The 24,585-nt window shown below is 40.6% G+C and carries 13 protein-coding genes; 3 read left to right on the top strand and 10 right to left on the bottom strand.

The window, feature by feature from the left end; genetic code table 11:
* The first annotated feature begins 23 nt into the window (after positions 1–23).
* Positions 24–1,202, top strand: coding sequence for an acyl-CoA dehydrogenase family protein (locus tag H9565_RS07805; protein WP_215438647.1), 1,179 nt, complete (start codon positions 24–26; stop codon positions 1,200–1,202).
* Between the two features lie 324 nt (positions 1,203–1,526).
* Here the strand turns inward: H9565_RS07805 and H9565_RS07800 are convergent, their stop codons facing one another.
* Complete coding sequence (locus H9565_RS07800; RefSeq protein ID WP_317195433.1) at positions 1,527–4,442, bottom strand: glycoside hydrolase family 2 protein; 2,916 nt, start codon at positions 4,440–4,442, stop codon at positions 1,527–1,529.
* 87 nt (positions 4,443–4,529) lie between these two features.
* Between H9565_RS07800 and H9565_RS07795 the strand changes: the two genes are divergently transcribed.
* Positions 4,530–5,681, top strand: a complete 1,152-nt coding sequence (locus tag H9565_RS07795; protein ID WP_215438646.1) for a hypothetical protein — start codon at positions 4,530–4,532, stop codon at positions 5,679–5,681.
* 7 nt (positions 5,682–5,688) lie between these two features.
* On the opposite strand, the gene H9565_RS07790 is transcribed toward H9565_RS07795, so the two are convergent.
* From H9565_RS07790 to H9565_RS07780, 3 genes are read right to left on the bottom strand one after another with little or no spacing between them, the layout of a single operon-like run.
* A complete protein-coding gene (locus H9565_RS07790) occupies positions 5,689–7,194 on the bottom strand; it encodes a sulfatase family protein (protein ID WP_215438645.1) in 1,506 nt (501 codons plus the stop codon).
* Between the two features lie 6 nt (positions 7,195–7,200).
* A complete protein-coding gene (locus H9565_RS07785; RefSeq protein ID WP_215438644.1) occupies positions 7,201–9,474 on the bottom strand; it encodes a sulfatase-like hydrolase/transferase in 2,274 nt (757 codons plus the stop codon).
* Between the two features lie 45 nt (positions 9,475–9,519).
* A complete protein-coding gene (locus tag H9565_RS07780; protein ID WP_215438643.1) occupies positions 9,520–10,995 on the bottom strand; it encodes an arylsulfatase in 1,476 nt (491 codons plus the stop codon).
* A gap of 272 nt (positions 10,996–11,267) precedes the next feature.
* Between H9565_RS07780 and H9565_RS07775 the strand changes: the two genes are divergently transcribed.
* Positions 11,268–13,994, top strand: a complete 2,727-nt coding sequence (locus H9565_RS07775; RefSeq protein WP_215438642.1) for an outer membrane beta-barrel protein — start codon at positions 11,268–11,270, stop codon at positions 13,992–13,994.
* Positions 13,995–14,064: 70 nt separating this feature from the next.
* Here H9565_RS07775 and H9565_RS07770 read toward each other — a convergent pair whose 3' ends face one another.
* From H9565_RS07770 to H9565_RS07745, 6 genes are all read right to left on the bottom strand, one after another.
* Positions 14,065–15,537, bottom strand: a complete 1,473-nt coding sequence (locus H9565_RS07770) for a sulfatase family protein (RefSeq protein ID WP_215438641.1) — start codon at positions 15,535–15,537, stop codon at positions 14,065–14,067.
* 42 nt (positions 15,538–15,579) lie between these two features.
* Complete coding sequence (locus tag H9565_RS07765; RefSeq protein ID WP_215438640.1) at positions 15,580–16,920, bottom strand: sulfatase; 1,341 nt, start codon at positions 16,918–16,920, stop codon at positions 15,580–15,582.
* Between the two features lie 17 nt (positions 16,921–16,937).
* Positions 16,938–19,034 carry a sulfatase-like hydrolase/transferase gene (locus tag H9565_RS07760; RefSeq protein ID WP_215438639.1) on the bottom strand — a complete coding sequence of 699 codons (2,097 nt, stop codon included), beginning with the start codon at positions 19,032–19,034 and terminating at the stop codon, positions 16,938–16,940.
* Between the two features lie 31 nt (positions 19,035–19,065).
* Entirely contained in the window at positions 19,066–20,949 is a 1,884-nt protein-coding gene (locus H9565_RS07755) for an alpha-1,3-galactosidase-related protein (RefSeq protein WP_215438638.1), read from the bottom strand.
* 161 nt (positions 20,950–21,110) lie between these two features.
* Positions 21,111–22,937: an alpha-1,3-galactosidase-related protein gene (locus H9565_RS07750; protein WP_215438637.1), complete on the bottom strand. Its 1,827-nt coding sequence runs from the start codon at positions 22,935–22,937 to the stop codon at positions 21,111–21,113.
* 9 nt (positions 22,938–22,946) lie between these two features.
* Positions 22,947–24,428, bottom strand: a complete 1,482-nt coding sequence (locus H9565_RS07745) for a sulfatase family protein (protein ID WP_215438636.1) — start codon at positions 24,426–24,428, stop codon at positions 22,947–22,949.
* Positions 24,429–24,585: the final 157 nt, after the last annotated feature.

Here is a 24,585-nt window from a genome sequence, read left to right as displayed (position 1 = left end):
TATATTTGATTAAAATTCATCTTATGAAACCTGATTTGTTCGAAGCTCCAGACTATTTTAACCTTGATGACCTTCTTTCCGAAGAACATAAATTAGTGCGTGATGCAGCACGTCAATGGGTAAAAAGGGATATTTCGCCCATTATTGAGGAGTATGCCCAAAAAGCGGAATTCCCGAAACAAATTATAGGTGGATTGGCAGAAATAGGAGCATTCGGACCTTATATTCCTGAGGAATATGGTGGAGCGGGATTGGACCAAATTAGCTACGGACTAATTATGCAGGAGATAGAACGTGGGGATAGCGGTGTGCGTTCAACGGCTTCTGTACAGTCGTCTTTGGTCATGTATCCAATTTACACTTATGGCACCGAAGAACAACGAAAAAAATATTTACCCAAGCTAGCTTCGGGTGAAATGATGGGGTGTTTTGGACTTACAGAACCCAATCATGGTTCCAACCCAAGTGGTATGGAAACAAAATTCAAGGATATGGGCGACCATTATTTGTTGAATGGAGCCAAACTATGGATCTCCAATTCGCCTTTTGCCGATATTGCTGTGGTATGGGCCAAGAACGAAGAGGGCCGTATACACGGACTTATAGTTGAGCGGGGAATGGAAGGTTTTTCAACACCGGAAACACACAATAAATGGTCTTTAAGGGCTTCTGCTACCGGAGAGCTTATTTTTGACAACGTTAAGGTGCCAAAGGAAAATCTGTTGCCCAATAAATCTGGACTAGGGGCTCCTTTAGGTTGTTTGGATTCTGCCCGTTATGGTATTTCTTGGGGGGCGATCGGTGCGGCTATGGATTGTTATGATACCGCTTTGAGGTACGCTAAAGAACGTGTGCAATTTGGTAAACCTATAGCAGCTACCCAATTACAGCAGAAAAAGTTGGCCGAGATGATAACGGAAATCACCAAAGCACAATTATTGGCGTTTCGTTTAGGGCAATTAAGGAATGAGGGTAGGGCTACTTCTGCACAGATTTCTATGGCCAAGCGTAATAATGTAGATATGGCCATCAAGATAGCCAGAGAGGCTCGGCAGGTGCTGGGGGGAATGGGAATTACAGGAGAATATAGCATTATGCGCCATATGATGAACCTAGAGAGTGTAATTACTTACGAAGGCACCCATGACATTCATTTGTTGATTACAGGAGCCGATATTACCGGGTTTCCGGCCTTTCAATAACAAAACTTACCGAAATTTATAGCTTTAGCTAAAATAGGGTTCCTCATATTTTAGATTCTTTTTCGTGTTTTAACTTGAAAAAGCCCAGTCCTATGTTGGATAAATATGGGGGTATTTTGAGTGGAATTACAAGAAAAGACGTTTTCACAACAGAAATCGGCCACTTCACATCATATTTTTTCAAAATGCGTAGGACCACCGTAAGTTTACAGTGTTAATCAAACAGAATTAAATTTTTTCATTTTCATATAGTGTTCTCGTAAAAGAGTCTTGTCGAAACCGATGAGACTCTTTTTAGTTTATGGCGTTTCGTAACTTTTCAGTCTAAAATTCAAAGGTCAGGTCTATACTGATGGGCTCATCATCATTTCCAAAATAATTTTCTGAATTTCCCTGGGGACCCATTTTATCCCCGGTTTGGAACTTGGTTCCTATGGCCGGAATATTTTTGACGAAAGAAATATCGCCTTCCGGAAAATCTACGGAAACTCTATGATTGGGGTCTTCTTTTGGTTGTTGCGGGGTTAGCATGCGTAGGAAAGTGTTTTCGGAATTACAGTATACTGTAAAAGCAGTATTATTTTTACTTTTCACCTGCACCCAATACAAACTGGAAAAGAAGCCTTTAAATTCTGGATACACAAAACCAGATTCACCCGTAACGGTGTTGTTGTAATCGTTTTCCCAAACTTTTAGTTTGGTGCCTTTCATGCGGTTTCTCCAAACCCGGTAAGGACCGTCTCCCAGCCATTTCATGCCGGCAACCTCGGATTCCGGAAAAGAAAAGGTAATGCCTTTAAACCCTTCCACTATTTTTTTGCCTCTAATTTCAACATGCAAGTCCAATAGGCCGTTGGAGTGAACTGTCCATTTAATTACATCGGAACTATATTCTTTGTGGCTGGCCCAACTGGGAGATTTGTCGGACGCCTCAAAAACAGTAACTATCTCTACTTGATCCTTAAGCTCGTTTACTTTTAAGGATTCTATTTTGTCCTTGTGGTCAAAAATTAGCGGTCCGTTGTTGAAGGGAATAATTCTAGCTCCTTTCTTCACTTCTTGCAACAAACTTGTTTTTTCGGAAAATGTATATTGTATTCCGTTAGCTATAACGGTAATGTTTCCAGCATCTATATGGGTGGTAATCGTTCCTTCTTCTGAGCGATTAATGTTGCGATTGTTCGTGACCTTTGGTGCTTGTACAGGGTAGCTCCAAGTAAATATTTCTAATCCGCTGGGGTCTGTGACGGTCAAATATAGCGCGTCCGATGATTGCCAGTTTTCCGGTAAATTTACTTTAAAGGTTCCTGTGCTCTCTGGCTCTAAACTGGGAAGCTGTACCGTGGCCTCGGATAGGATTTTAACCTTATCCGTTCCTTTGGGGCCATCAAATTGTACCCATTGGGCCACCATTTTAATATCGGCTAAATTGGTGTAGTGATATCTGTTCTGTACCCTGAAAATACCGTTGAAATCAGGCTTTATAAACCGGTCCTCAATACGAACGGGAGACCAAATTTCCTTAATACTGAAGTAACTGGCCTCTTTTTCGGCATAAGGTCCAACAATACCATCGGCAGCGTGATTACCATCTGTATCCAGTATGCCGTTTTTGTCCGTTCTAACAACGGCCTCGTCTGCAAAATCCCAAAGAAAACCTCCAGCGGATAGTGGCATGTTCCACATCTGTTTCCAATAATCCTCTAATCCGGCACCGTGGCCACCATCATATAGACCATGCAAAAATTCAGTAGGGAAATAGATTTTATCCTTGGCGTAGGCATCATAAGCAAAAATATGATAGCTAGGATAGTGCATGGTGTTGGTTTTGTTAAAGATGTTCCAAGGATGAATGACCTCTCTTTTCTGGATATCCCACTTGGCATAATCATCGTCTAACTCAGTATTCCAGCCTGTTTCGTTACCATTGGCCCAAAGAAGAATAGATGGGTGGTTCACATCCCTAACTACGGTTTCTTTAACTATTTTCTCACCTACTTTTGTATCCAAATGTGGAGAGTGCCATGTGCAGACTTCGTCTATGACAAAAAGACCAAGAGAATCCGCTGCATTTAGAAAGTGTGTGTCAGGTGGGTAGTGAGACATGCGAACGGCATTCATGTTCATGTCTTTCATCATTTTTGCATGTTCTATGCTAAGTGCTTTGGAAGTGGTTCTTCCCGAGGAGGGATAAAATGAATGACGGTTTACACCTTTGAACTTAATTCGTTGTCCGTTTACATAGATTCCGTCCGCCTCACGAACTTCAACCGTCCTAAAGCCAATACGTTCCATAGTTTTATGGAGCACTTCACCCTTTTTACCCAAGAGTTCTATATTCAGGAAATAGAGCTGAGGTGATTCCGGATTCCATGATTTTATGTACTTTGCCTTTGAAACAAAATTCCACTTTCCGTTTTCTTTGGTAATGCTGGTGGCTGGTAAGTCTTGCAATTTATTGTGGTTGATATCCAATAATGAAATGCGCAGTGATTGTGCTTTTTTAGATGTTGTAAAAATATCGGCTTCAAGGCTTCCATCCGCTTTGGCGTCGATAGCTACGCGTTCTATATTTTCTTTTGGAAAAGCCTGTAAATAAACCGGTCTGTAGATGCCGCCAAAAATCCAGAAATCGGCTTGTCTTTCCGCATGGTTAATGGACATATTGGAGGAAGCTTTATTGACTTTAACCTCCAATAAATTTTTTTCGCCGTACTTCAGGAGTTTGGTAATGTTGTACTTGAATTCGTAAAACGCACCCTGGTGTATTGCACCGGCAAGTTTTCCGTTAATCTTGACTTCGGCATCCGTCATAACACCTTCAAAGACAATTTTCACCTCTTTTTGTTTCCAGTCTTTGGGAACATTAAATTGATGTTTGTAAAGCCCATATTCGTTCTTACGCACGTCAAAGTCATCCTTTCCATAGTTGTAATTTCCAAAACCCTGTAGCTCCCAGCAAGATGGTACGCCAATAGTTGACCATTTACCGCTGTTCATACCATCGGAACAAAAGAATTCCCAGTCTACCATATCATCTTTACTTGTTCCTGAGAGGTAAACTTTTTGTGTTTCCACATCTGTTGATGGTGCGTTGCTCTGCATGGCACTCGCTCCCAAAATGGATAGTAGCAGTAGGATAAAGGTAGAAGTGATTTTCATTTGTTGTTTTTTAGAATGGTATTCGGGCATGTTTTCTGGAATGGAAATAAAATTGATACTAGCAAATGTATGTTCCACACTTTATTATTAGTACTTTAACCTCTCTTTAACGGTAGCTATAACGGTTAAAGTTGAACGGGATGCACCCATTTTACTGTATTCTATATGCAACTGACGAAAAAAATAGAACAAGAGGTAGTTTCTAAAATTAGGGATAGTGAAACTTTTAAAAATGCGCCTACAAGTAGGGGGTTGCTACAATATCTTTATGAGTCTACCAAACGAGGGGAGCACCTAAAAGAGACCGTAATAGAGCTTGAGTTTTTTAAGAATAGCCAGACGGACGAAAAAAGTAATCCAAGGGTGAGGGTTAATATTTACAACCTTAGAAAAAAGTTGGCCACCTACTATGCAAGCGAAGGCAGTACTGATGCATGGCAATTAAAAATTGATAAAGGCCAGTATAAAGTAAGGTTTGTAAAGAAGCAGGTGCCGGTAGGTTGGGTGCAAAAATTGAGTTGGACGCAAATTTTACCCTATGCTTTATTGCTCATAGCCTTGATATTGTTATTGGTGAATAAAATGCCATTAAAGAAACCGTTGTTATGGGAGTCTTTTTTGGATTCGGATACTTCTACTAACGTTATTTTGGGGGATCACTTTGGTGCCATGGGTAAAACCATGACCGGTGGTAGGGGCTGGACCAGAGACTTTCAAATAAACAATGTTGATGAGTTTTATGACCTTTTAAAGAGAAAGCCAGAGTTACAAGGGGTGCTACGTCCTGCAAACTATAGCTATACTACTCGTATGGCGGCTATGGCAACCCAATATTTGCAACAATTTTTTCAAACCTATGACCAACAATTCTCCATCCGTTTTTCTACACAAACTACTTTGCCGGAAATAAAGGAAGGCAATGCCGTTTACGCGGGGCCAGTAAAGAACGATAATCAATTTATCGGATTTTTTAATGACGCCAATCCTTACTTTAAATTATCTGGACAAACGTTGGAGCTGTCCGGTCATCCTACTAAGAAGGATAATTCGTTTGCCTTTGGAGCTTCTTCCGTTGACCAAGAGTATGCCATAGTTTCAAAATACCCGGGTATTGGTGCTACGGAGCATTTTGTTTTCTTTTCGGAACACGATATAGGGGTGAGTGCCACCGTTGAATACTTTACCAATGTGGATAGCCTCAAGACCTTTGAAACTAAATATTTAAAGGGTAAAAAATATTTTACGGCACTTTTTAGAGTTAGGGGAAAAAATAGAGTGGACACCGATTTGAAAATGGAAACAGTGGTCGGTTTTTAAAGGGTATCTACTTTTTCATGGCCCTGATAATTTTCTCCATTTCCACTTTTGAAGGTCGAGGTCTTTTTCTGAATGAGTTGGATTTTCCTGTCTCGCGATCAAATTCATCCGGTGTTCTAAAATCCGGAAGACTATCGTTTGAAGCTTTACGGATGCTATTCATTTCTTTACGAAGCGCCTCAAGCGTACTTTGATGCGCTGGGTCTTGTGCCAAGTTTTTTAGCTCGTAAGGGTCATTAACAACATCGTACAACTCCTCTTCTTGGCGCGGTGTTATAAAACAAGCTAACTGCGCTTGGTTGAGTTCCCCTTTTTTCTTTAGCTCTTGCATAGATTTAAATGTACCTCCAACAAAAGCATCCGCAGATGGGGTGTTGGGTAAATCCGTATAGAAATTGCGGATGTATTTGTATTCTTCCGAGCGTACCGCACGGGTGTAATCTTCGTAATCATGCCAATGGTCTTCGGCATAAATAAGATCTCTTACTTTTGTTTTGGTGTTTTCTAATAGCGGTGAGAAGTCCTCACCTTCAAAACTGGACAAAGGCTCCAAATTTGCTAGTTTCAGGAAGGTGGGGGCAATGTCTATTGAGCTTACCAAGTTGGAATTAACAGAATTGGATTCTACTTCATTGGGCCACTTTACGATCCATGGTGTTTTTATACCGCCGTCATAAAGAGTGGTCTTATCACGAGGAAAAGGCCTGCCGTTATCGCTAATAAATAGAATCATAGTGTTATCCGAAATGCCCTGTTTATCCAATTCCGCCACTACTTTACCTACGTAATTATCAAGACGGGTAATCTCGTTGTAATAATGGGCAAAGTCTTCACGAACCTCTTTGGTATCCGGGAAATACGGGGGTAAAATTACATCTTCTAAGGCATGTGGGTTGTCAATAATGTCCTCGGTATAGGGTCTATGGGGGTCTACTGCCGCCAACCACAGAAAGAAAGGTTGGTCTTCCGGTCTTTGTTGAAGTACGGGTACCCATTCTTCGCAACCACTACCATCACCCGTTTGTTTTGTTTTTTCACCTGTTGGCGATAACTGAAAACCTTGTGTACCTACGTCCTTTACAAGGTCAAAGCGGTCTTTGATGGAGTCGCCCAAATGCCATTTGCCCGCTTGCGCTGTCCAATAGCCAGATTTTTTAAGCTCCTCCACAAAAGTCACTCTATCCGATGGTAAAGGCCAATGGAGTTGTTCGGCATCCGTATTATGAGGGTATAGGCCGGTAATAATACTGGTTCTGCTGGGGCTGCACGAACTGGCAGTCAAAAAGGCATTGTCAAAACGCATTCCGTCTTGTGCCAGTTGGTCTATATTGGGTGTTTTTATATTGGGATGGCCATAGGCACCACTATCGTCCCAAGCCATATCATCGGCAATTATGAGAATTATATTGGGACGTTCTTGGGTAACTTTCGCCTCTTCTTTTTTCTTTTCTGCACAGGAAGAAAGGAGTAAAAGACCTATTGAAAGAATAGATAAAGTATAGTTTTTGTACATGGCGGTTTATTTGGAATAGGGCCTTAGGTTTACTCTTAAAAGATAATCGTCCGCAGTAATGAACAGGTACCTACCATTATCACTAAACTCACAATTTCCAGTGTTTTTATCGGTTCTAATGGTTCCCAAATGCTTTCCAGAGGGAGAAATAACTAAAACCCCGTCAGGACCGGCTAGGAAAATATTCCCCTTTTTATCAATTTTCATTCCATCAGGAGACTGTTTACTAATACTGGCTTTGTGAAGTTGAGTAGCATCAAAGAATATTCTTTTATTGGCTACTTTTCCGTCACTTACTATATCATACGCTAGGATTTTGGGTTGTTCTTTAAAAGAGTCCGCAACGTAAAGGGTTTTGTTATCATTAGATACGGCAATGCCGTTAGGGGCTTTTATAGAATCATCTAAGAGAACTAATTTGTTATCCTTGCTCAAAAAATAAACACCGTTAAAACCAATGGCACTTTTACCATTACCTAAACCAAAAGCAGGATCCGTAAAGTAAAGGTTTCCGTTAGCGTCATAATCCAGGTCATTGGGGGAGTTGAATATTTTTCCTTTATAATCGGTTACAATAGGGGTGAACTTTGGATGAAGCGAATCCTGCAAACTTGCAAGTCTACTTATTCTACGGTCTCCTACTTGGCAAATAACTAAATCTCCCTGAGGGTCAAGAATAAGTCCGTTAGACCCCTTTCCTGTATTGCCATTTGCAATTCCCGTACCTCCCGAAGGGGACATGTACAAGCTGAGCCCGTCTAAATTATGCCATTGGTAAATTTTGTTCTCGGGAACATCGGAAAATATGAGCTTTTGCTCCTTTGGTAACCATACCGGGCCTTCGGACCAGTTGAAACCTTCGGCAACCAGTTCAATACGGGCATGTTTTGATACTAGCGAATCAAACTCTGGAGCTAAACGTTCTATCCACCCGTAAGTGGGGTATTTTTTTAATGAGTCTAAAACCTTTTGAAATTTCCCTTTAAGCTGTTTTTCCTGTGTAGAGAGTTTACTGGATGGCAACGAATCTTTTTCCAGTACATCATTTTTGGTGTTATAGAACCTGCCGTCTCCGTATAGTTTATAGTTGGCGTTCAGTACAAATTCCGCCGGGGCAAATTGTTTTTTGTCCCAACCTGGTTTAGGGTCGTAGCTCATAAATACCCAGTCTCTACGCTGTACAGGCTCCCCTTTCAAGACCGGTAAAAAACTCTCCCCGTCTGGCTCAAAACCGGCAGGGGTCGGGGTGTTAGTGGCTTCAAGAATAGTGGGCATAAAATCTATGGCATCAATAAACTCATTTGATGCGCTGCCTTCTGTTATATGACCGGGCCAGTTGACGATAAAAGGGACTTTAATACCTGCTTCGGTAGTTAAACCTTTCCCACCTTGAACTGTTAGGTCTCCCATCTTGGAAAAAATGGTTTGGTGTGTGCCATTATCGGAATACAACATTAAAAGCGTGTTTTCGCGTAGGCCTTTCTTTTCTAGATTAGTTACGATATTCCCGATAATTTTATCCAAATACTCTACCATATCCTTAAAGTATACGGTTTCGTCATTCAATCTTTTTTCAGCAAATTTCCAATCGGAACTATCTGGTGTTGGATTAAAGGGACCGTGCGTTAAAGCCATAGGGTAATACACAAAAAATGGTTTATCCGCTTGACGGCCAACAAAATCGTTTAAATATTCCGAGAAAATGTCAGGGCCATATTTACCATCTGTTTCCTTTAGGAATTCTCCGTTTTGATAAATTGTTGGATTGGCAAACCGGGAACCTTTGTCTTCTGTGTGAAAGGCGTGAAACATGCTGTATTCATCAAAGCCCGCATCTTCTACTTTCATGCCAATACCTCTTCTGTGTTCACCTCCTGGGTAGCCTGGAGGGTCATAACTCTGTAGTTGCCATTTGCCCACCATACAGGTAGCATAACCTGCATCTTTCATGATATGGCCAAACGTTTTTTGTTTAGGATTTAAAATTCCAAAAGCTTCCCAATTACGAAAGTTATATTGCCCCGTCATAAGTTTTACACGTGTAGGAGTACATAGCGGCTGTGCATACGCCTGATTGAACTGCATACCGGTAGCAGCAAGTTTATCTATGTTTGGGGTATTGTAAGATGTACCTCCATAACTGCCAATTCCTTCGTACCCAAGGTCATCAACCATAATCAGGATTACGTTGGGACGCTTTTCTGAATTAGTATTGTTCGGCTTCTGGGCGTAACAGGAAACCGATAAAATAAGGCTTAGAAGAAAATAAATGGTTTTCATAGGATATGCAATGGTTTAATTTTTGGTTGGTTTTTAAATCGAAAACTACTCAAAAGGGAACAGTTCTGATGCCTCACTTTCGCTTTCCATGATTTGCCTCATCTCCTTTTCTATTTCTGGATGTTCATTGGCAATATTCTTGGTTTCAGATGGATCATCGGCTAGGTTATAAAGCTCAAATTGGCCTTGGGGTTTTTGGGTAAAATTGTAAATAACACCTTTCCAGTCCCCTTTTCTAACTGCTTTTCGTCCTTTTTGAATAGGGAATTCCCAATACAGGTGGTCATGTTCTTTTTGGCCTTCTTTGCCTAAGAGGGTGGGAAGGAATGAAATACCGTCACTAGCGGCCGGAACGTCTGTATTAGTGATTTCGGCCAATGTAGGCATAACATCCCAAAATGCAGAAACATGATCGGAGGTTGAGCCAGGTTTAATTTTATTGGGCCATGTAACAATAAACGGAGAGCGTATACCACCTTCGTACAAGTCTCTTTTAATGCCCCTTAGTCCTCCAGAACTATTGAAAAATTCAGGGTCTGCACCACCTTCGGCATGTGGGCCGTTATCGCTTGCGAACATAACAATGGTGTTTTCCGCAATGCCCAGTTCGTCCAGTTTATCTAATATTTGCCCTACATACACATCCATACGGTATACCATAGATGCGAAGGCAGCGCGCGGCTTAAGTTGGGGAGCATATTCCATGTGAACAATGTCAGGACCATAGTCCGAGGTAAAATCGTTTTCCGCCGTAAAGGGCGTTTCCTCAAATTTGTCCTTGAACTTATCAAAAATGGAGTCTTTGGGAGAAATTAATTCTGCATGAGGCAAAACAAAAGGAACGTAGGCGAAAAAGGGCTTTTCTTTATTGGCTTCTATAAATGACAAAATTGCTTCCTGAATTTTATCCGGTGCGTAGGTTTCGGTTTTTGTCCAGTCATTGCCATCAAGTAAGATTTTGTCTTCATTGTGCCATAAATGGGGAGGGTAATACCTGTGCGCCATACGCTGGCAATTGTATCCGTAGAATTCGTCAAACCCTTGTGCAACCGGGTCGCCTTCGCTGCCAATAAAACCTAATCCCCATTTGCCAAAAGCTCCTGTGGTATAGCCTGCTTTTTTCATGATTTCGGCTACGGTAACCGCATTGCCAGGCAGGGCCGTTTGACCCTCGCCTTCAAGTTCTTTATTACCTCTAATAGGAGTGTGGCCCGTATGTTGTCCCGTCATTAGGGATGAGCGGGCGGGAGCGCAAACGGGAGCTCCGCTGTAATGCTGTGTAAACTGTATGCCTCTAGCCGCCAATTCATCAATACGGGGCGTTTCAAACTTTGTTTGACCGTATGAGCTTAAATCCCCATAGCCAAGGTCATCCGCTAGAATGTAAATTACATTGGGCTGCTTTTCTTTTTGTGAAACCGTCTTTTGTTCCGTTTTTGCTTCTTCTTTACAGGAGCCTAAACTCAATAGGGAAGAAATAGAAAAAAGGAAAAATAGAAAATGGGCAATACGTAATCTCATAGTTGTAAAGTTTTTTTGACTTTGATAGTGGTTATAACAAGAGTGAAACAAATTTATTGGCCTATAAGATAAAGCACTAAGCAATGTACTTATTTTACTTGTTATAGTTTGAGCCATTGATCATTTGTTGCATTATTAGAGCAAATTGATCATACCGATCATAGAATGTGTACTCAACAATACATTTCTTGTATTCTTATGTACATCTGTTTATTTGCTTCATTTTATCTTTAGACATTGCTCTTTTAGCACTATAATTCAATTAAGGTTTAATGGTAAATTTTCAAAAAGGAAAGGCAGCTCTGTGTTTTCTCTTCTTTATATTTTTCTGCTCAATACAAGCTCAGTCACCCGAGTCTATTTCGGGAACTGTACTTTCTGAAAGCAACGAACCCTTGGAAGCCGTTGCGATTGTCTTGTTGAGTACAAAAGATTCTACCTACGTAGATTATACCATTAGCGATGTAAATGGCGAGTTTAAAATAGCCGAAACCCAAAAAGGAGATTATATTTTAAATGTTTCTTCCTTGGGCTATATCTCCTTATACAAGAACATTACCTATACGGGAAAGGCCCTAGACTTTGGAAAACTGACACTGATAGAAGATACGTACGAACTTGAGGGGGTTACGCTAACCGCAGTGGTGCCTGTGCAGATTAAACAAGACACCATAGCTTTTAGTACCAGCGCCTTTAAAGTGGATCCAGATGATAATTTAGAGGAGCTGTTGAATAAAATTCCAGGAATGGAAATAGATTCTGATGGAAAGGTGAACGCCCAGGGGAACCAAGTGACTAAAATCATGATCGATGGAAAGGAATTCTTTGGTGGCGATCCCTCTATTGTACTCAAAAATTTATCCGCAGACGCCATAGGTAATGTAGAGATTATTGATAAAAAGAGTGATGAGTCCGAACTTACCGGTGTAGCGGACGGAAATAAGGAGGTGGTCATTAATTTTACCTTAAAAGAATCGAGAAAGAATAACGGCTTTGGAAAAGCTTCGGCAGGTCTGGGGCTTGATAATCGTTATTTTGGCAACCTCAATTACAACAAGTTTACCTCTAAAACCCAGTTTTCGGTCATTGGTAAAATTAACAACATAAATATAACGGGTTCAAATATTCAGGATTTTTTAAAGAATTCCGATGGAGTTGATGGCGATGATGAGGAAGAAGAACAGAACTCTGCACAAAAGACCAAAAGCTTAAGTGGGTATTTAAATACGGGAGTGGCAGGGATAAATGTGGGACATGAGTTTAAGGAGAAAGAATCCTTGAACGGAGATTATTTCTATAACTATTCTAAAAACGACGGTACTTCCGTATCTAAAAGAATCACCTTTTCCAACGCTAATAATTTTGACTATGTAGCCGAGAACGAATACGTAAACACCAAGAACGATCACAATCTTAATTTGGATTACAGGAACAAATCCAATCCTAATAATAGTTTGATCATTAAAGGGCAAATGATTTCAGATGTAGTCAATAGCTATTCCAACCGTATGGGACGCTATTTTAAAGAAGAAGAACTAAATACGGCAAATGATAATGTGTCTACTGTAGATCGGGATAGGAAAAGAGCCAATTTGGGACTTAATTTCTATCAAAAATTGCGCAAAAAGGGTAGGAGCTTGGCAACAGGATTAAATACGACCTTTAATCGGTCTACTATGAAGAACGATCAAAATACATTGATCACTAGGCGTATAAATACCCCTAAGGAATCTGTTAGGGAACTGAATACTATACGGGAACAAGAACTCAATACATCATTGGTCAATTTTAATTTTAAATATACAGAACCCCTTGGGAGCAATCATTATATGAAGTTGGAGTCCTATATGGGCAATAAAATAGATAATGAAAATGTCTATCAGAATAAGATAACCGTAAATGCGAAGAACAAAGAGGAAATCCTAAAATACGATTACGACCATAATGAGAATAACTACCAAACCAGGTTGGCGCATAGCTACACCACGGGAAAAATCAATACCTATGCGGCCCTGGAGCTACAAGATATCGTAAGGAGGTTCGGGGTTGTAAACGAAGCGGCCACGGTAACGGACAGGTTGTTCGTTAATCCTCTGGCCACGGTGCAATACGTGCCCAAAAGAGGTAGAAAATACAGGTTGAGCTATAAAAAGAATATTCGCACGCCAAGACCTTTTGAAAGTTCTACGGTAATCAACGATTTGAACCCGTTTTCTATACGTAAGGGAAATCCGGATTTGGTTGCCGAAAGGATGGATGCCCTGACCGTGTCCGCCATTGTGCATGATTTTAAATCGTCCTTTAGTTTTAATTCGCGAGTTCAATTTCAATATTCAAAAGATGCTATAATTAAGAGTGTTGATGTAGATGATGACTACGTTAGAACCTTGAGTTACGAGAATAATGGAATCAAACGAAGATTGAATACTATACTTGGGTTTAGCCAGAAGATAAAAAGTTTAGGATTGCGCTACTCTTTCCGAAACAGGAATTTCTTTAATACCAATAACGCCATTATAAATTTTCAGCTTAATGAAGTTACTTCCCAAGATTTTCTCGTGAGTGCAACGCTGGAGAATAGTAACAAAAGTGTTGTGGACCTTAAAGCGGGAGCTACCTATAGCGTAAACAACACATCCTTTTCAATAGAGCGTGATTTAGATCGTAAGTACACTAAACAGCAATATTTTTCTATGTTGGATTGCGATTTAAGTGACAATGTGAACTTTAATACCCAGTTTGATTATTTTATTTATACGGATAATGCTTTTGCTTCAGACGAGAACATTCCCCTATGGAACGCTACGGTATCCTATGCTTTTTCCAAAGAGAAAAGCCATGTCCTAAAACTGGTTTTGATAGATTTACTCGATAAGAATATTGATATCTACAGACGCAGTACTACCAATTATTTTGAAGAAACCACCTCTGATAGTTTGGGGCGTTATTTTATTGTAAGTTATATGCACAAGCTTAATAGTAAACCAAGAAAGGGCTAGCCCGATAGGGCATAAAAAAAGCCTCCGGAAACTCGTAATCCGGAGACTTAAAACAATCTAACTAACACAACTATTTTAAACTTTCTTTGTATCCTTGAACGGCTTTTTTAAAGCCAATTTCTTCTCCGTCTAACATTCTTTGGTATTCTTCGGGCCGCTCTTCTTTTACCCATTTTAGGGCATCTACAGAAATAGCGTGCTCAGGATGGTATATGGTGTTTACGGGTTTCATTTCTATATCATAGGCCTCGGTCTTGGCTCGCATTTTTTGCAATATATCTGCATATTTTGGGTCTTTTGCCAAATTGTGGAGCTCCTGAGGGTCTGTAGTAAGATGGTATAACTCTTCTTTGTCCTTGTTGGGGGCAAAGAACAGCTTTTGGCTTTCGTTTAATTTACCTTCGGCCTTTAGGGCACGCATTCGGTGCACGGCAGGGCGATAAAATTCTAAATACGCCTGTCCTGCGTCAAAAGGAACTTCGGGTTTGTCATTTCTAATATATTTCCATTCTCCCGAGGTAATGGCGCGGGATTTTTCTTCTATCTCGTCCCAAAGGTCACGTGCTCCGTAGACAAACTCACGTTTAAAATTAGAATCGAATATAGGTTTTCCGGTCATGTATTCGGGAATGTCTACTTGGGCAAAATCCAATACGGTTGCGGTAATATCCGTAGCAGAAACCACATCTTTTCTAACCTGACCGGCCTTTATATCTTTGGGATAATAAACGAGAAGTGGAATGTGCAAGCCCGGGTCTTGTAAATACCCTTTTCCACGAATATTACAACGGCCATTGTCACCTATAAAAATAACAACGGTATTATCAGCCATTCCTTTGTCTTCCAATTCTTTAAAAATCATGCCTACTTCATTGTCCAAAAACTCAATTTGGTCCAAATACTTGGCCCAATCCAGACGAATGATTGGGACGTCGGCCATAAATTCGGGCAATTCTACGTTTGAAGGGTCTACAGGGTGTTTTGAGTTTTCACGAACCTCGTCCCACCAATCACCTCTATGACTAGCTACCAATTGTATCTGGGCAAAAAACGGTTGGTCTTCTTTCTCAAAAGTATCGTACTTGTCAAAAATCCCGAACTGAGTTTTTCCGTCCCAAGGACCAATGGGTTCATGTTTAAAATTAGCATCTATTTTGCGCCCTTTTCCCATTACACCATGGTGGCCTAAAATAGTTGTGTAGCCGGCTTCTCTTAACCAATAGGTAAAAGGTTTAAACCGCTCATCCAATGGAACGTCTCTATTGCTTCGGTGATGGTGCGCGTTTATTTTTACTTGGTGTGTACCGGTTAGCATTGCAGAACGACTAGGCGAGCAAATGGGGTTGGTTACAAAGCAGTTTTCAAATTTAGCGCCTTCTTTCGCCATCTTGTTCAGATGGGGTGTTTTAACACCTTTCATACCGTAGCACTCTAAGTCAATGCTCATATCCTCGGCCATGAGCCAGATAATATTCGGTCTTTCTTGAGCAAAAGTTAAACAGGTAAATAGCAAATAAATACCAGTCGTTATTATTTTATTCATTGATTCAATTTTCATTTTATACAGGCCTTCAGAGATGAACGGTTAAAACTCGGGAACAGCTTCTTTTTCCCATTTTTCTAACTGTTTCTTCATTTTTTTTGCTTGATCAACTTCTATATTGATGAGGTTTTTAGATTCGCTTTGGTCCTCTTTTATATTGAATAAGTCATGTCTGCCACTGTGGTATTTTACCATTTTCCAATCTCCGTTCATTATAGCAGTGTATTGATCTTCATAACTACGGAAGAAAAACAGGTTGCGTTTTTTGAACTCCTTGCCCTGGAGCAAAGGCATCAAACTTTTTCCTTGAATGTTCTTGTTCTTGGATTTTTTGCCTGAAGCTATCTCAACCAGAGTAGGAAACACATCAATAGATTGCACGGGAACATCGCATGAAATGCCCGGCATAGTAACTCCCGGGTAAGAAATAATGAATGGAACTCGGGCACCACCCTCGCCTAAAGTGTTACCACCTGTTTTCCCTCCGGATAACGGAGCGTTACTAAAATAACCTCCTTGGTCGGATAGAAGGATAACTACCGTGTTCTTAGCTATGCCTTTTTTATCCAGTGCTTTTCTAACTTTCCCTACGGATTCGTCCATTGCGCTTACCATGGCAGCATATTCTGCGTCTTTGCCTGTTAAACCTTCTTTTTTATAGCGTTCTACCCAATCCGTACGGCCAATATGTGGCCCGTGTACATTATAGTACCAGAGCGATAGCATAAAGGGCTGCTCTTTTTCATATTCCGTTATAAATTTTTCCGCACCTTCTGTTAGTACATCGGTTAAATAAGTGCCTTCCGGAGAATCAGGTAATGGATTTCCTGTTTTAAAGAACGGCGCAAAATAATTTCCGGGATGTCCATGGTCTCCTGTGCCATATTGGGCATCAAATCCTTGGTGTACCGGATGGTATTTTTCACTACCTAAATGCCATTTGCCAATGAACATATTGTAATAGCCAAATTCTTTTAGTCGCTCTGCATAGGTAACTTCCTCCAATGGCAACCAATTTCTGGAGGGCATTTGTACGGGGTCTGTAGGCCATAAATTGAACTTTCCTCCGGGCATATTATTTTTAGCGGCCTTTTCCTTGCCATCAATAATATGGCGTACCATTTGAAAACGTACCGGTTCTTTCCCGGTCAGTAGCGAAGCCCTGCTAGGACTGCAGGTAGGTGTGGCAATATAAGCACGGTTAAAGTTGAATCCGTCTTTTTTAAGTTGGTCAATATTTGGTGTGTGGAATTTGGAATTCCTAAAACCAACATCGGCCCAGCCATAATCATCTACAAAGAGTAAAACAATGTTAGGCTTTTCTTGGGCCAAGCCTTTACCTAAGCCGATTAGAATTACTGTTAAAAGAATAATATTTTTCATTTGATTCTCTCTCTTTTTTACTTAATCACAAAAAACGCCGATTCGGGAATTGTGCTTTTTTCAATTGTAGGGCCGCTCCATTGTAAGTCAATTTTAGGAGTTGCTCCGGGTTTCTTTTTATAATATATGCGTATAGGGTGGTATCCCGCTTTTAATTTCATTGTGCCTTTTTTCTCGGAACCCGTTTCATAACCGTAATCGGCATCAATAACACTTGCTTCATGAATACGGACAAACGTACTGTTGGAAGACTTTAAAGAAAAGGTATAACTGCCTTCCGTAGGGATTTGAATAAAACCCTCAAATAGAAAAACATCGCCTTTCTCTTTTACCTGAGCCACATTAGGTGTACCGATTTTGCCACTTGCTACAGGGGTTAAACCATCCACTTTGGGCAACCAAGGTGCATTGTTTTTGAATGCGCTCCAATTCAATCCGCTGTTTGGATTATGTAATGAAACAGCAGGAACTGCAGCGTTGTCATAAGGTCTTGCAGCATTCGTATCGGGCATGCGTACTTGAAGCACTCGTTCTTTCATCTGTACTTGTAGTGCCTCCATATTTGGTAGGGTAGCCAAGTTTAGGGTTTGGTGCGTGTCCTCAACAATATTGTAGAATTCAAAATCGTCATCCGCACTTTGAATGTTGTAGCGTAGGCCAACAATATCTCCCTCACGCATCATTTGCATCTGTTTTCGCACTCTACCGCGATTGTTGGGTGCAAATTCTTCGTATTCCGGTGTTTTTCCACTTTGGTTGTACTCTACATAAATAAGGCTTTCTTGTTGCTTTCCGTTTCCGGTTAAAATAGGCAGTAGAGAAACCCCATCACTATTTACGGGTGCAGTATAACCCGCGGCTTCAGTAAACGTTGGGAGCCAGTCATAGGCAATGCTCGGAGACTTTATAACCCGGTCAGCCGGAATTTTAGTGGGCCAACGCGCAATTAAAGGAGTACGTTCCCCACCTTCAAGCACATCTCTTTTGATACCGTCAAAAGGCCCAAAACTGTTAAAAAAATCGGCGGTATATTCTTCTTCTAAATAAGACTCCATAGAAGGGCCATTATCCGAATTAAAAACCACTAAAGTGTTTTCATCAATATTAAGGTCTTTTAGCAATTGCAATAAATCGCCTACCTCACTGTCTATTCTACGGGTGCTAGTAGCATAACGTTTGTAGACGTCCGGCCAAGCCACCTCTGGCGTACTTGGATTTTTATCATGGTCGTAAGTAACATTGGCATAGTCAGGATGAATGTACGAATCTACTTTCCCCGAAGCCGTATTTATCATGTTCCCCGGTTTTCCTAACCATTGTAACCCACCGTGTAACCCGCCTCCTTGTGGATAGGCCTGTGTGGGTAGTTCAAGAACGGCATGTGGCGTGTCAAAAGCTAGGTACATAAAGAAAGGTTGCTCGTTTTCTTTTCCCTTTACCTGTTCTACGATCCATTTTTTGGCAACGGCCGTCCATAAATCGCCCGTATAACACTTGTCCAGTCCTTTACTTACCTCATTTTTGTTTTCGTAGACTTCTTTTTTTCCGCGATACACACCTTCAACGGGATAATGTTCATGACCATCTCTATGCCGTATATAGCCATAGTAATAATCAAAACCTCTATTGTTGGGGTGTGCGGGCCAAGAATCTCCGTTTTCTGACCATCTATTTGAACCTTGTAGGCCCCATTTACCAATTGCCGCCGTTTTGTAGCCTGCTTTTTGCAATACGTTGCCCAGTGTGTGGTTATCCGCCAAAGCCTTATCAAACTGGCCATCGCGGACATTGGCATGCCCTTGGCTAACCCCCAATAGTACAGACGATCGTGATGGTGCGCATACCGGAGCTGCCGTATAATGATTGGTAAGCATAACCCCTTCAGATGCCATTTTGTCCAATTGTGGGGTTAATGCATAAGGCTCGCTACGATCATTTGTTTCTTTTCTCTGGTTTTGAAAGAACGCTCCAATGTCTCCATACCCCAAATCATCCGTGAGAATATAGATGATATTCGGTTTTTTTATCGATTTGGTTTCTTGCGCAAAGGAAGAATAGCCCATGCCAAAAAGAAGTAGTGTTAAAAATCGTAAGGCAGCTCTTGAATGTACCATGGAATGTTTTATGGTTTGCTAAAGTGTTTGGTTAACGGAATTTTAGTTTGGACATAATATCATCGGTCTCTAAAATATTTTTGGCCTTTCCTTTATATCGGTTTTTCTTAAAAACTATATTTTTTGACGCTTTTACTTCAATGGCGGGATTATCTGGGTGCAACATTGGAAAAGTTCCTGAATTGGTAATGGTATTTCCCTCAAATAATAGTCCGTCTACATTGGAAATTTCCAATATCATATTATCAAACTGATTAAATTCGTTATCAATTATCCGAATATTTTTAAAGGCGATGTTGTCATTGTCGTCATCTGTAACAAAACGGATTACACCTCTATCAAATCCGCTATGCTGGTTGTCCTGAAACGTGTTGTTTCTAATAGTGAGATTGGCAGCGTTGCCCGATTCAAACCAATGGCTGCTCTCAACAGGAACTAAGATAGCTTCCATTTCTGTACTGAAAAAATTATTCTCTATTAAGGTGTTTTTAGGATTGGATATCAAGAGGCCACGAGCCCTATTTCGGCTAATATTACAGTTCTGTACCAGTAAATCCGGGTAGCCTTCTAAGTTTTCGATGAGGTCGCCAGTCTTTAAAGTAGGTGGTATGTTTTCATTGAATGTAATAATCTGGTATCTCCCATTTATTGGGGTAATGCTTTTTAACGTAAGGTGATCGTAACCAAAAAATGATTTTTGAAGATTAACCAACCCAATGGTATCGTTTTTCTTTCCTATGGCAAAGCCTTGTTGTTGTGCATGGCCCATGCGCACACCAATGCTGTTATCACCTAAAATATCTATTACCTCTTGGTAGGTGCCGTGAACATTAGTGGCATCGTCCAATTGATTGTTGAACGTACAATTTTTAAGGACAACCTTACCGCGGCAACCTACAAAATGTGTGGCATCTGCAGATGTAGAAACCATTCTGCCGTGAGAGGGTTTTACATGAAAGCCATCTAAAATAAGATCGGAAGAATTTTCGGCAATCAAGCCCATACCACCAGCGTGGTGTACGGTAACGTTGTTGGCGTTGAAACCGTCCGTGCCCGTTATTCTAAATGCTGGGGCCAAACGATTTAAGCTTTGGTCTCCCTTGCAGACCATAATCATACCTACGGGAGGTAATTTTTTCTTATGGTTGTAAATCCTAATGGTACCCGGCTTTATTTCTTCAACCTTTAAATTGTTTTCCTTACCTCTAACTTTTTCTACTTTGGAACGTGGGTCTACTTTGTATTTGTATTTTATTTTATCAAAGTTGTGCTGCACTTTTGAGTTTCGAACAGTGGTAATGGACGTATACGATTCAGTGTCAAAAGCAATTGCTTGTCTTTTGGGGTCGTAGAGAATAGATTGTCCAAGATCATGCTCATAGTATTCCTTTAGGAAAATTAGTTGCTCGTTCCTGATTTCATAAGGGTACTCATCTGAAAATTGAACATCAAAAGTGTTGTTTTTTTCATCGTTGGCCACAATGGTTCCTTCGCTATGGAAGGGCATGGCCCAATCTATAGTTACGTTCTGTACCGTGATATTTTGCGAACCTTCAATCAGAAAAGGAATCATTCTGCCATGGTAAATAAAGGTAGAACCTTGGCCGTCTATAATCAGCTCTTTAAAACCAAGAAGAGGTAAGGCCGTTTTGGCCATAACATCATCATGGTTAGAAATACGGGTAAAGCGCTCGTATGCCTTATCCGGATAAAAATGATAGGTTCCTTTTTCAAATTTTATTTCTGAAATGGGCTCTTTATCCGCACGCAGTATGCGGGCCAATACTGCTGGTGTGGCATCATCAGAAATAGATGTATTGAAAAGCACTTGCTCACCAACGGTATTTTGAGCATAAATATTTGTGGAAATTAGGGCAAATATAAAAACGGACCAACGGGCTATAATTTTCGGCATAGGTTTCTCGTGTTTAATAAAAGTGTTTGTTCTAGGCCAAATTATAGGCTTAGCGTGTTTTCTTTGTCTTTAGGGGTAAATATTATGTCTTTGGTCATTCAAGTCCCTGTTTATAGGCCAAAATCCAGTTATAGATTAAGGTTTTACAAGAATGAACATTGCTATTTCTTATATTTTGCAAACCCTTTGTTTCGCTTAAATTTTAAGTTTTTGGAGGATGATTCATCTGATGAAAGCACCTTCTCCGTTTCTCCTGTGTAAGTGTTGTTGTAAATCTCAACATGGTCACAATTCTTAAAATCGAATTGATGTGCGTTTGGATATAGCGGAGCGGAACCGGACACTTGTTCAATTACATTATCGGAAATAGTGAGTCCGTCTACCCGGTCTGCCCATACAATCCTATTATCAAAAGTTTTGATGGTGTTGTTAGTAAAGCGGATGTTACGGTCATATGTTTGGGTCTGGTCAAAAGTCTTTCCTAGACGAGGTGTTATGTTTAAAATGGCATGTTCCATTCCGCTATAGGCACAATGGTCAAAATTGTTATTCTGAATCAGGACATCTTCTACGGCACCCGATTCAAACCAAAAATAAGTTTCCCCCCTAAAGAATATGGAGGACATCATAGAAGAAAAATTGTTGTTTTCTATAACTGTTTTTAAGGGTGTTTTCAGGACAATATTCCTTGCTCTATGGTCTTTTATAGTACAACCACGCATTATAAAAGTGGGATTCCATGTTTTGTTTTCTAGGATATCGCCATCGGCTAAATTATCTGGAAGTTTATTTTTAAAGCTGATGTCCGAATATTTATCGTTAACGACCGAAACACTGGCTACCGTGTTTTCTGAGGCTCTTTTAGGGCTGGGCTGCTGAATGAACCAGATTTCATCGCCCGAAGCAGCAAATTCAAAACCCATTTGTTCAAAATGTTGAAGGGATACGCGAACGGTATTGTCATCCAAAACCTTATCTACAACTACATAGGTGCCATGTACGTTAGTACCATCATCTAACATATGTTTAAAGGTGGAGTCCTCAATGAGAATGTCGCCTTTGCAATTGGCAAAATGCGTAGCATCTGCAATGGTAGAAACTACCCGGTCCGAACCGTCACGTACATAAATACCTGAATTGCTAATGGTAATATTTTCAGTTCGTTCAAAAAGAAAACCCATTCCCAATGCGTGGTGAATAGTTATATCTTCCAAATGAACATCTTTGGAAGACGTAATTTGAAAAGCAGGGGCATAACGGTTGTGGTCATGGTCTCCCTTTGAGTTTAGAATTGAGCCTACAGCCGGGTATTGTTTTAAATGTTCATGAAAACGTAGGACGCCATTGGGGCGTTTTTCTACCCAACGCGGTCTACTGCTCATATCCCATGCACCATGGGCCACCCGCTTATGTTGCGCATCAAAGGCAAGGGTGCTTCCCAATTCGGGAAAAGTAAAGCCATCTATGTTGGGGAACAAAATGTGTTCTTTCTTTAGTTCCCATGAAAAACCTTGAGTAAAAGGTTTAATGTCCCGCCAGCCTTCGGTTTCATTAACAGCAAGAACTTCACCTTGAAATAAGAATGGGATATCCCAATCCATTTTTAGATTTTTAACCGTGAGTTTTTTGCAATTTTTAATTTGAAAAGGGGCAACCTGACCATGAAAAATAAATTCGGCACCATTACCTTCTATGGTAACGGAATCAAAATCTTCCAATAAGAAAATGATGTTCTTGAGTCCATTACCATGATTGGTGATGTAGGAATAGCGCTGAGTGGCGTAATCCAGTAAAAATTTATAAATCCCTTTATCAAAAACCAAAGTCAGGTTTTTGTCCGTTGCATTCTCTAGTGCTTTGCGAACCAAAGGCGTCATGTCCTCGGCCTGGGCTTGAATATGAATGGTTTGCTGTGCAGATAATGTATACATGCCTAAACACAAAATAGTGCTCAGGTATAGTGTTTTTATAGATTTAAAGTGAGTCATATGTATTTTTTAGAGGTTTACACCGGTGCCTTGAAGCGAATTATCATGGTCCCAAGTAATGAGCCATGGGTCTTTGGTCTCTTTTTGGAAAGTTTTCATTTTGGTCTTTAGGGCCTCTAGTACATTGGTGTAGTTTGGGTCGGTGGCCAAATTGATGCTTTCTTCCGGGTCTTTTGATAGGTCGAACAACTCAAACTCAGGCCTGAAGAGGTAATCTTTAACTTTGCGTTGTCCGTAGTATTCTTTTTCGTTTCGGTATACCTCTTGCCATGTAGATGCCGCCCAAAGGTCCGAAGCAAAGGGGTATTCTTGTCGCCATGCGATATTCCGAATAAGCTTGTAGTTTTTATCCCTTACGACTCGCATAGGGTAATACATTGTAATTTCATGAAAGGTATGCGAAGCATAAACTTCATCCCATCCTTTTGGGTTTTCTTGGCTCATTATTTTCTTGAACGATTTGCCATGAAAATCATTGGAATCATAGGAGATTTCCGCCATGTCCAAAATAGTAGGGGTAAGGTCTGTCCATGAAATAAGGGCATTGTTTACGGAGCCACCTTTTACCTCGGACAAAGGGTCTTTTATGATACATGGGAGTTTAATGCCTGGCTCATAAACCGTAGTCTTGGCACCGGGGAAGGCCATTCCGTTATCCGAAATATAAATGACGATGGTGTTTTTATCCTTGCCCGTATCTTTTAGCATTTTCATGAGTTTGCCAAAGCCTTGGTCTATTCTAGATACACTTTGGTAATATTGGGCTATTTCCTCACGACTCTCTTTACTGTCCGGAAGGAAACTTGGAACTACAACATCTTTTGGGTCATAGGTAATCGTTTCAACTCCTTCATAACCTTCTTTCTTGTTCCCGAAACTATTTGGTACGTTCCAAGGGTGCGACTCAAAAGGAGCGCCACGGTGTGGATCGTCCGTACAGAAATAAAGAAAGAATGGTTTATCTGAATTAAGCACTTCTTTACATTGTTCGGCCATTTCAACAGTATTTCTGGGATCCGCTTCCAGGACCTTTTGAAAACGATAGACAGATTCCGGTGCAACGTGGTATTTACCAATTCTTGCCGTTTCATAACCTGAGTTTTCAAGAAGAACGGGGAGGGATTTTATGTTATCGTAACTGCTAAAATGATGATAATCATGAACGTGTCCATAAGAGCCTGTAGCATGTCCGTAAAGACCGGTAAGTATAACGGACCTACTAGCGGCGCAGCTGGCGCTGGTACAATAGGCATTATCAAAACGTACACCTTCTGCGGCAAGTTGGTCCAAGTTAGGTGTTTTGATTACTTCGTTCCCATAGGCGCCAATAGCATCGGTGCCGTGATCATCAGAAACGAATAGAATAATGTTTGGGGAGTTACTAACCTGGGCGCTATCCTTTTCTTTGGGTTTTTTTTGCTCGTTGGAGCAGCTTGTAAGGGTAATTAAAACAAGTAAAATGGAGAAACTATACTTTAAAATCGTTTTCATGCGAATTACTTTTCGGTTTTTTGCATAATGAGATACAAAGAAGGGTTTTATTTCATAAAGCTGTGTGCCTTGCAGTTCACGAAATGTATTTGTTAGTACAAAATGTGCGCTAACACAGTACTGTAAGTGATTTACAACTAAATTAAGCCTCTAGTAA

Source organism: Zobellia russellii, from assembly GCF_018728565.1.
Classification (GTDB): Bacteria; Bacteroidota; Bacteroidia; order Flavobacteriales; family Flavobacteriaceae; genus Zobellia; species Zobellia russellii.
This window is presented reverse-complemented; position numbering and strand designations above follow the sequence as displayed.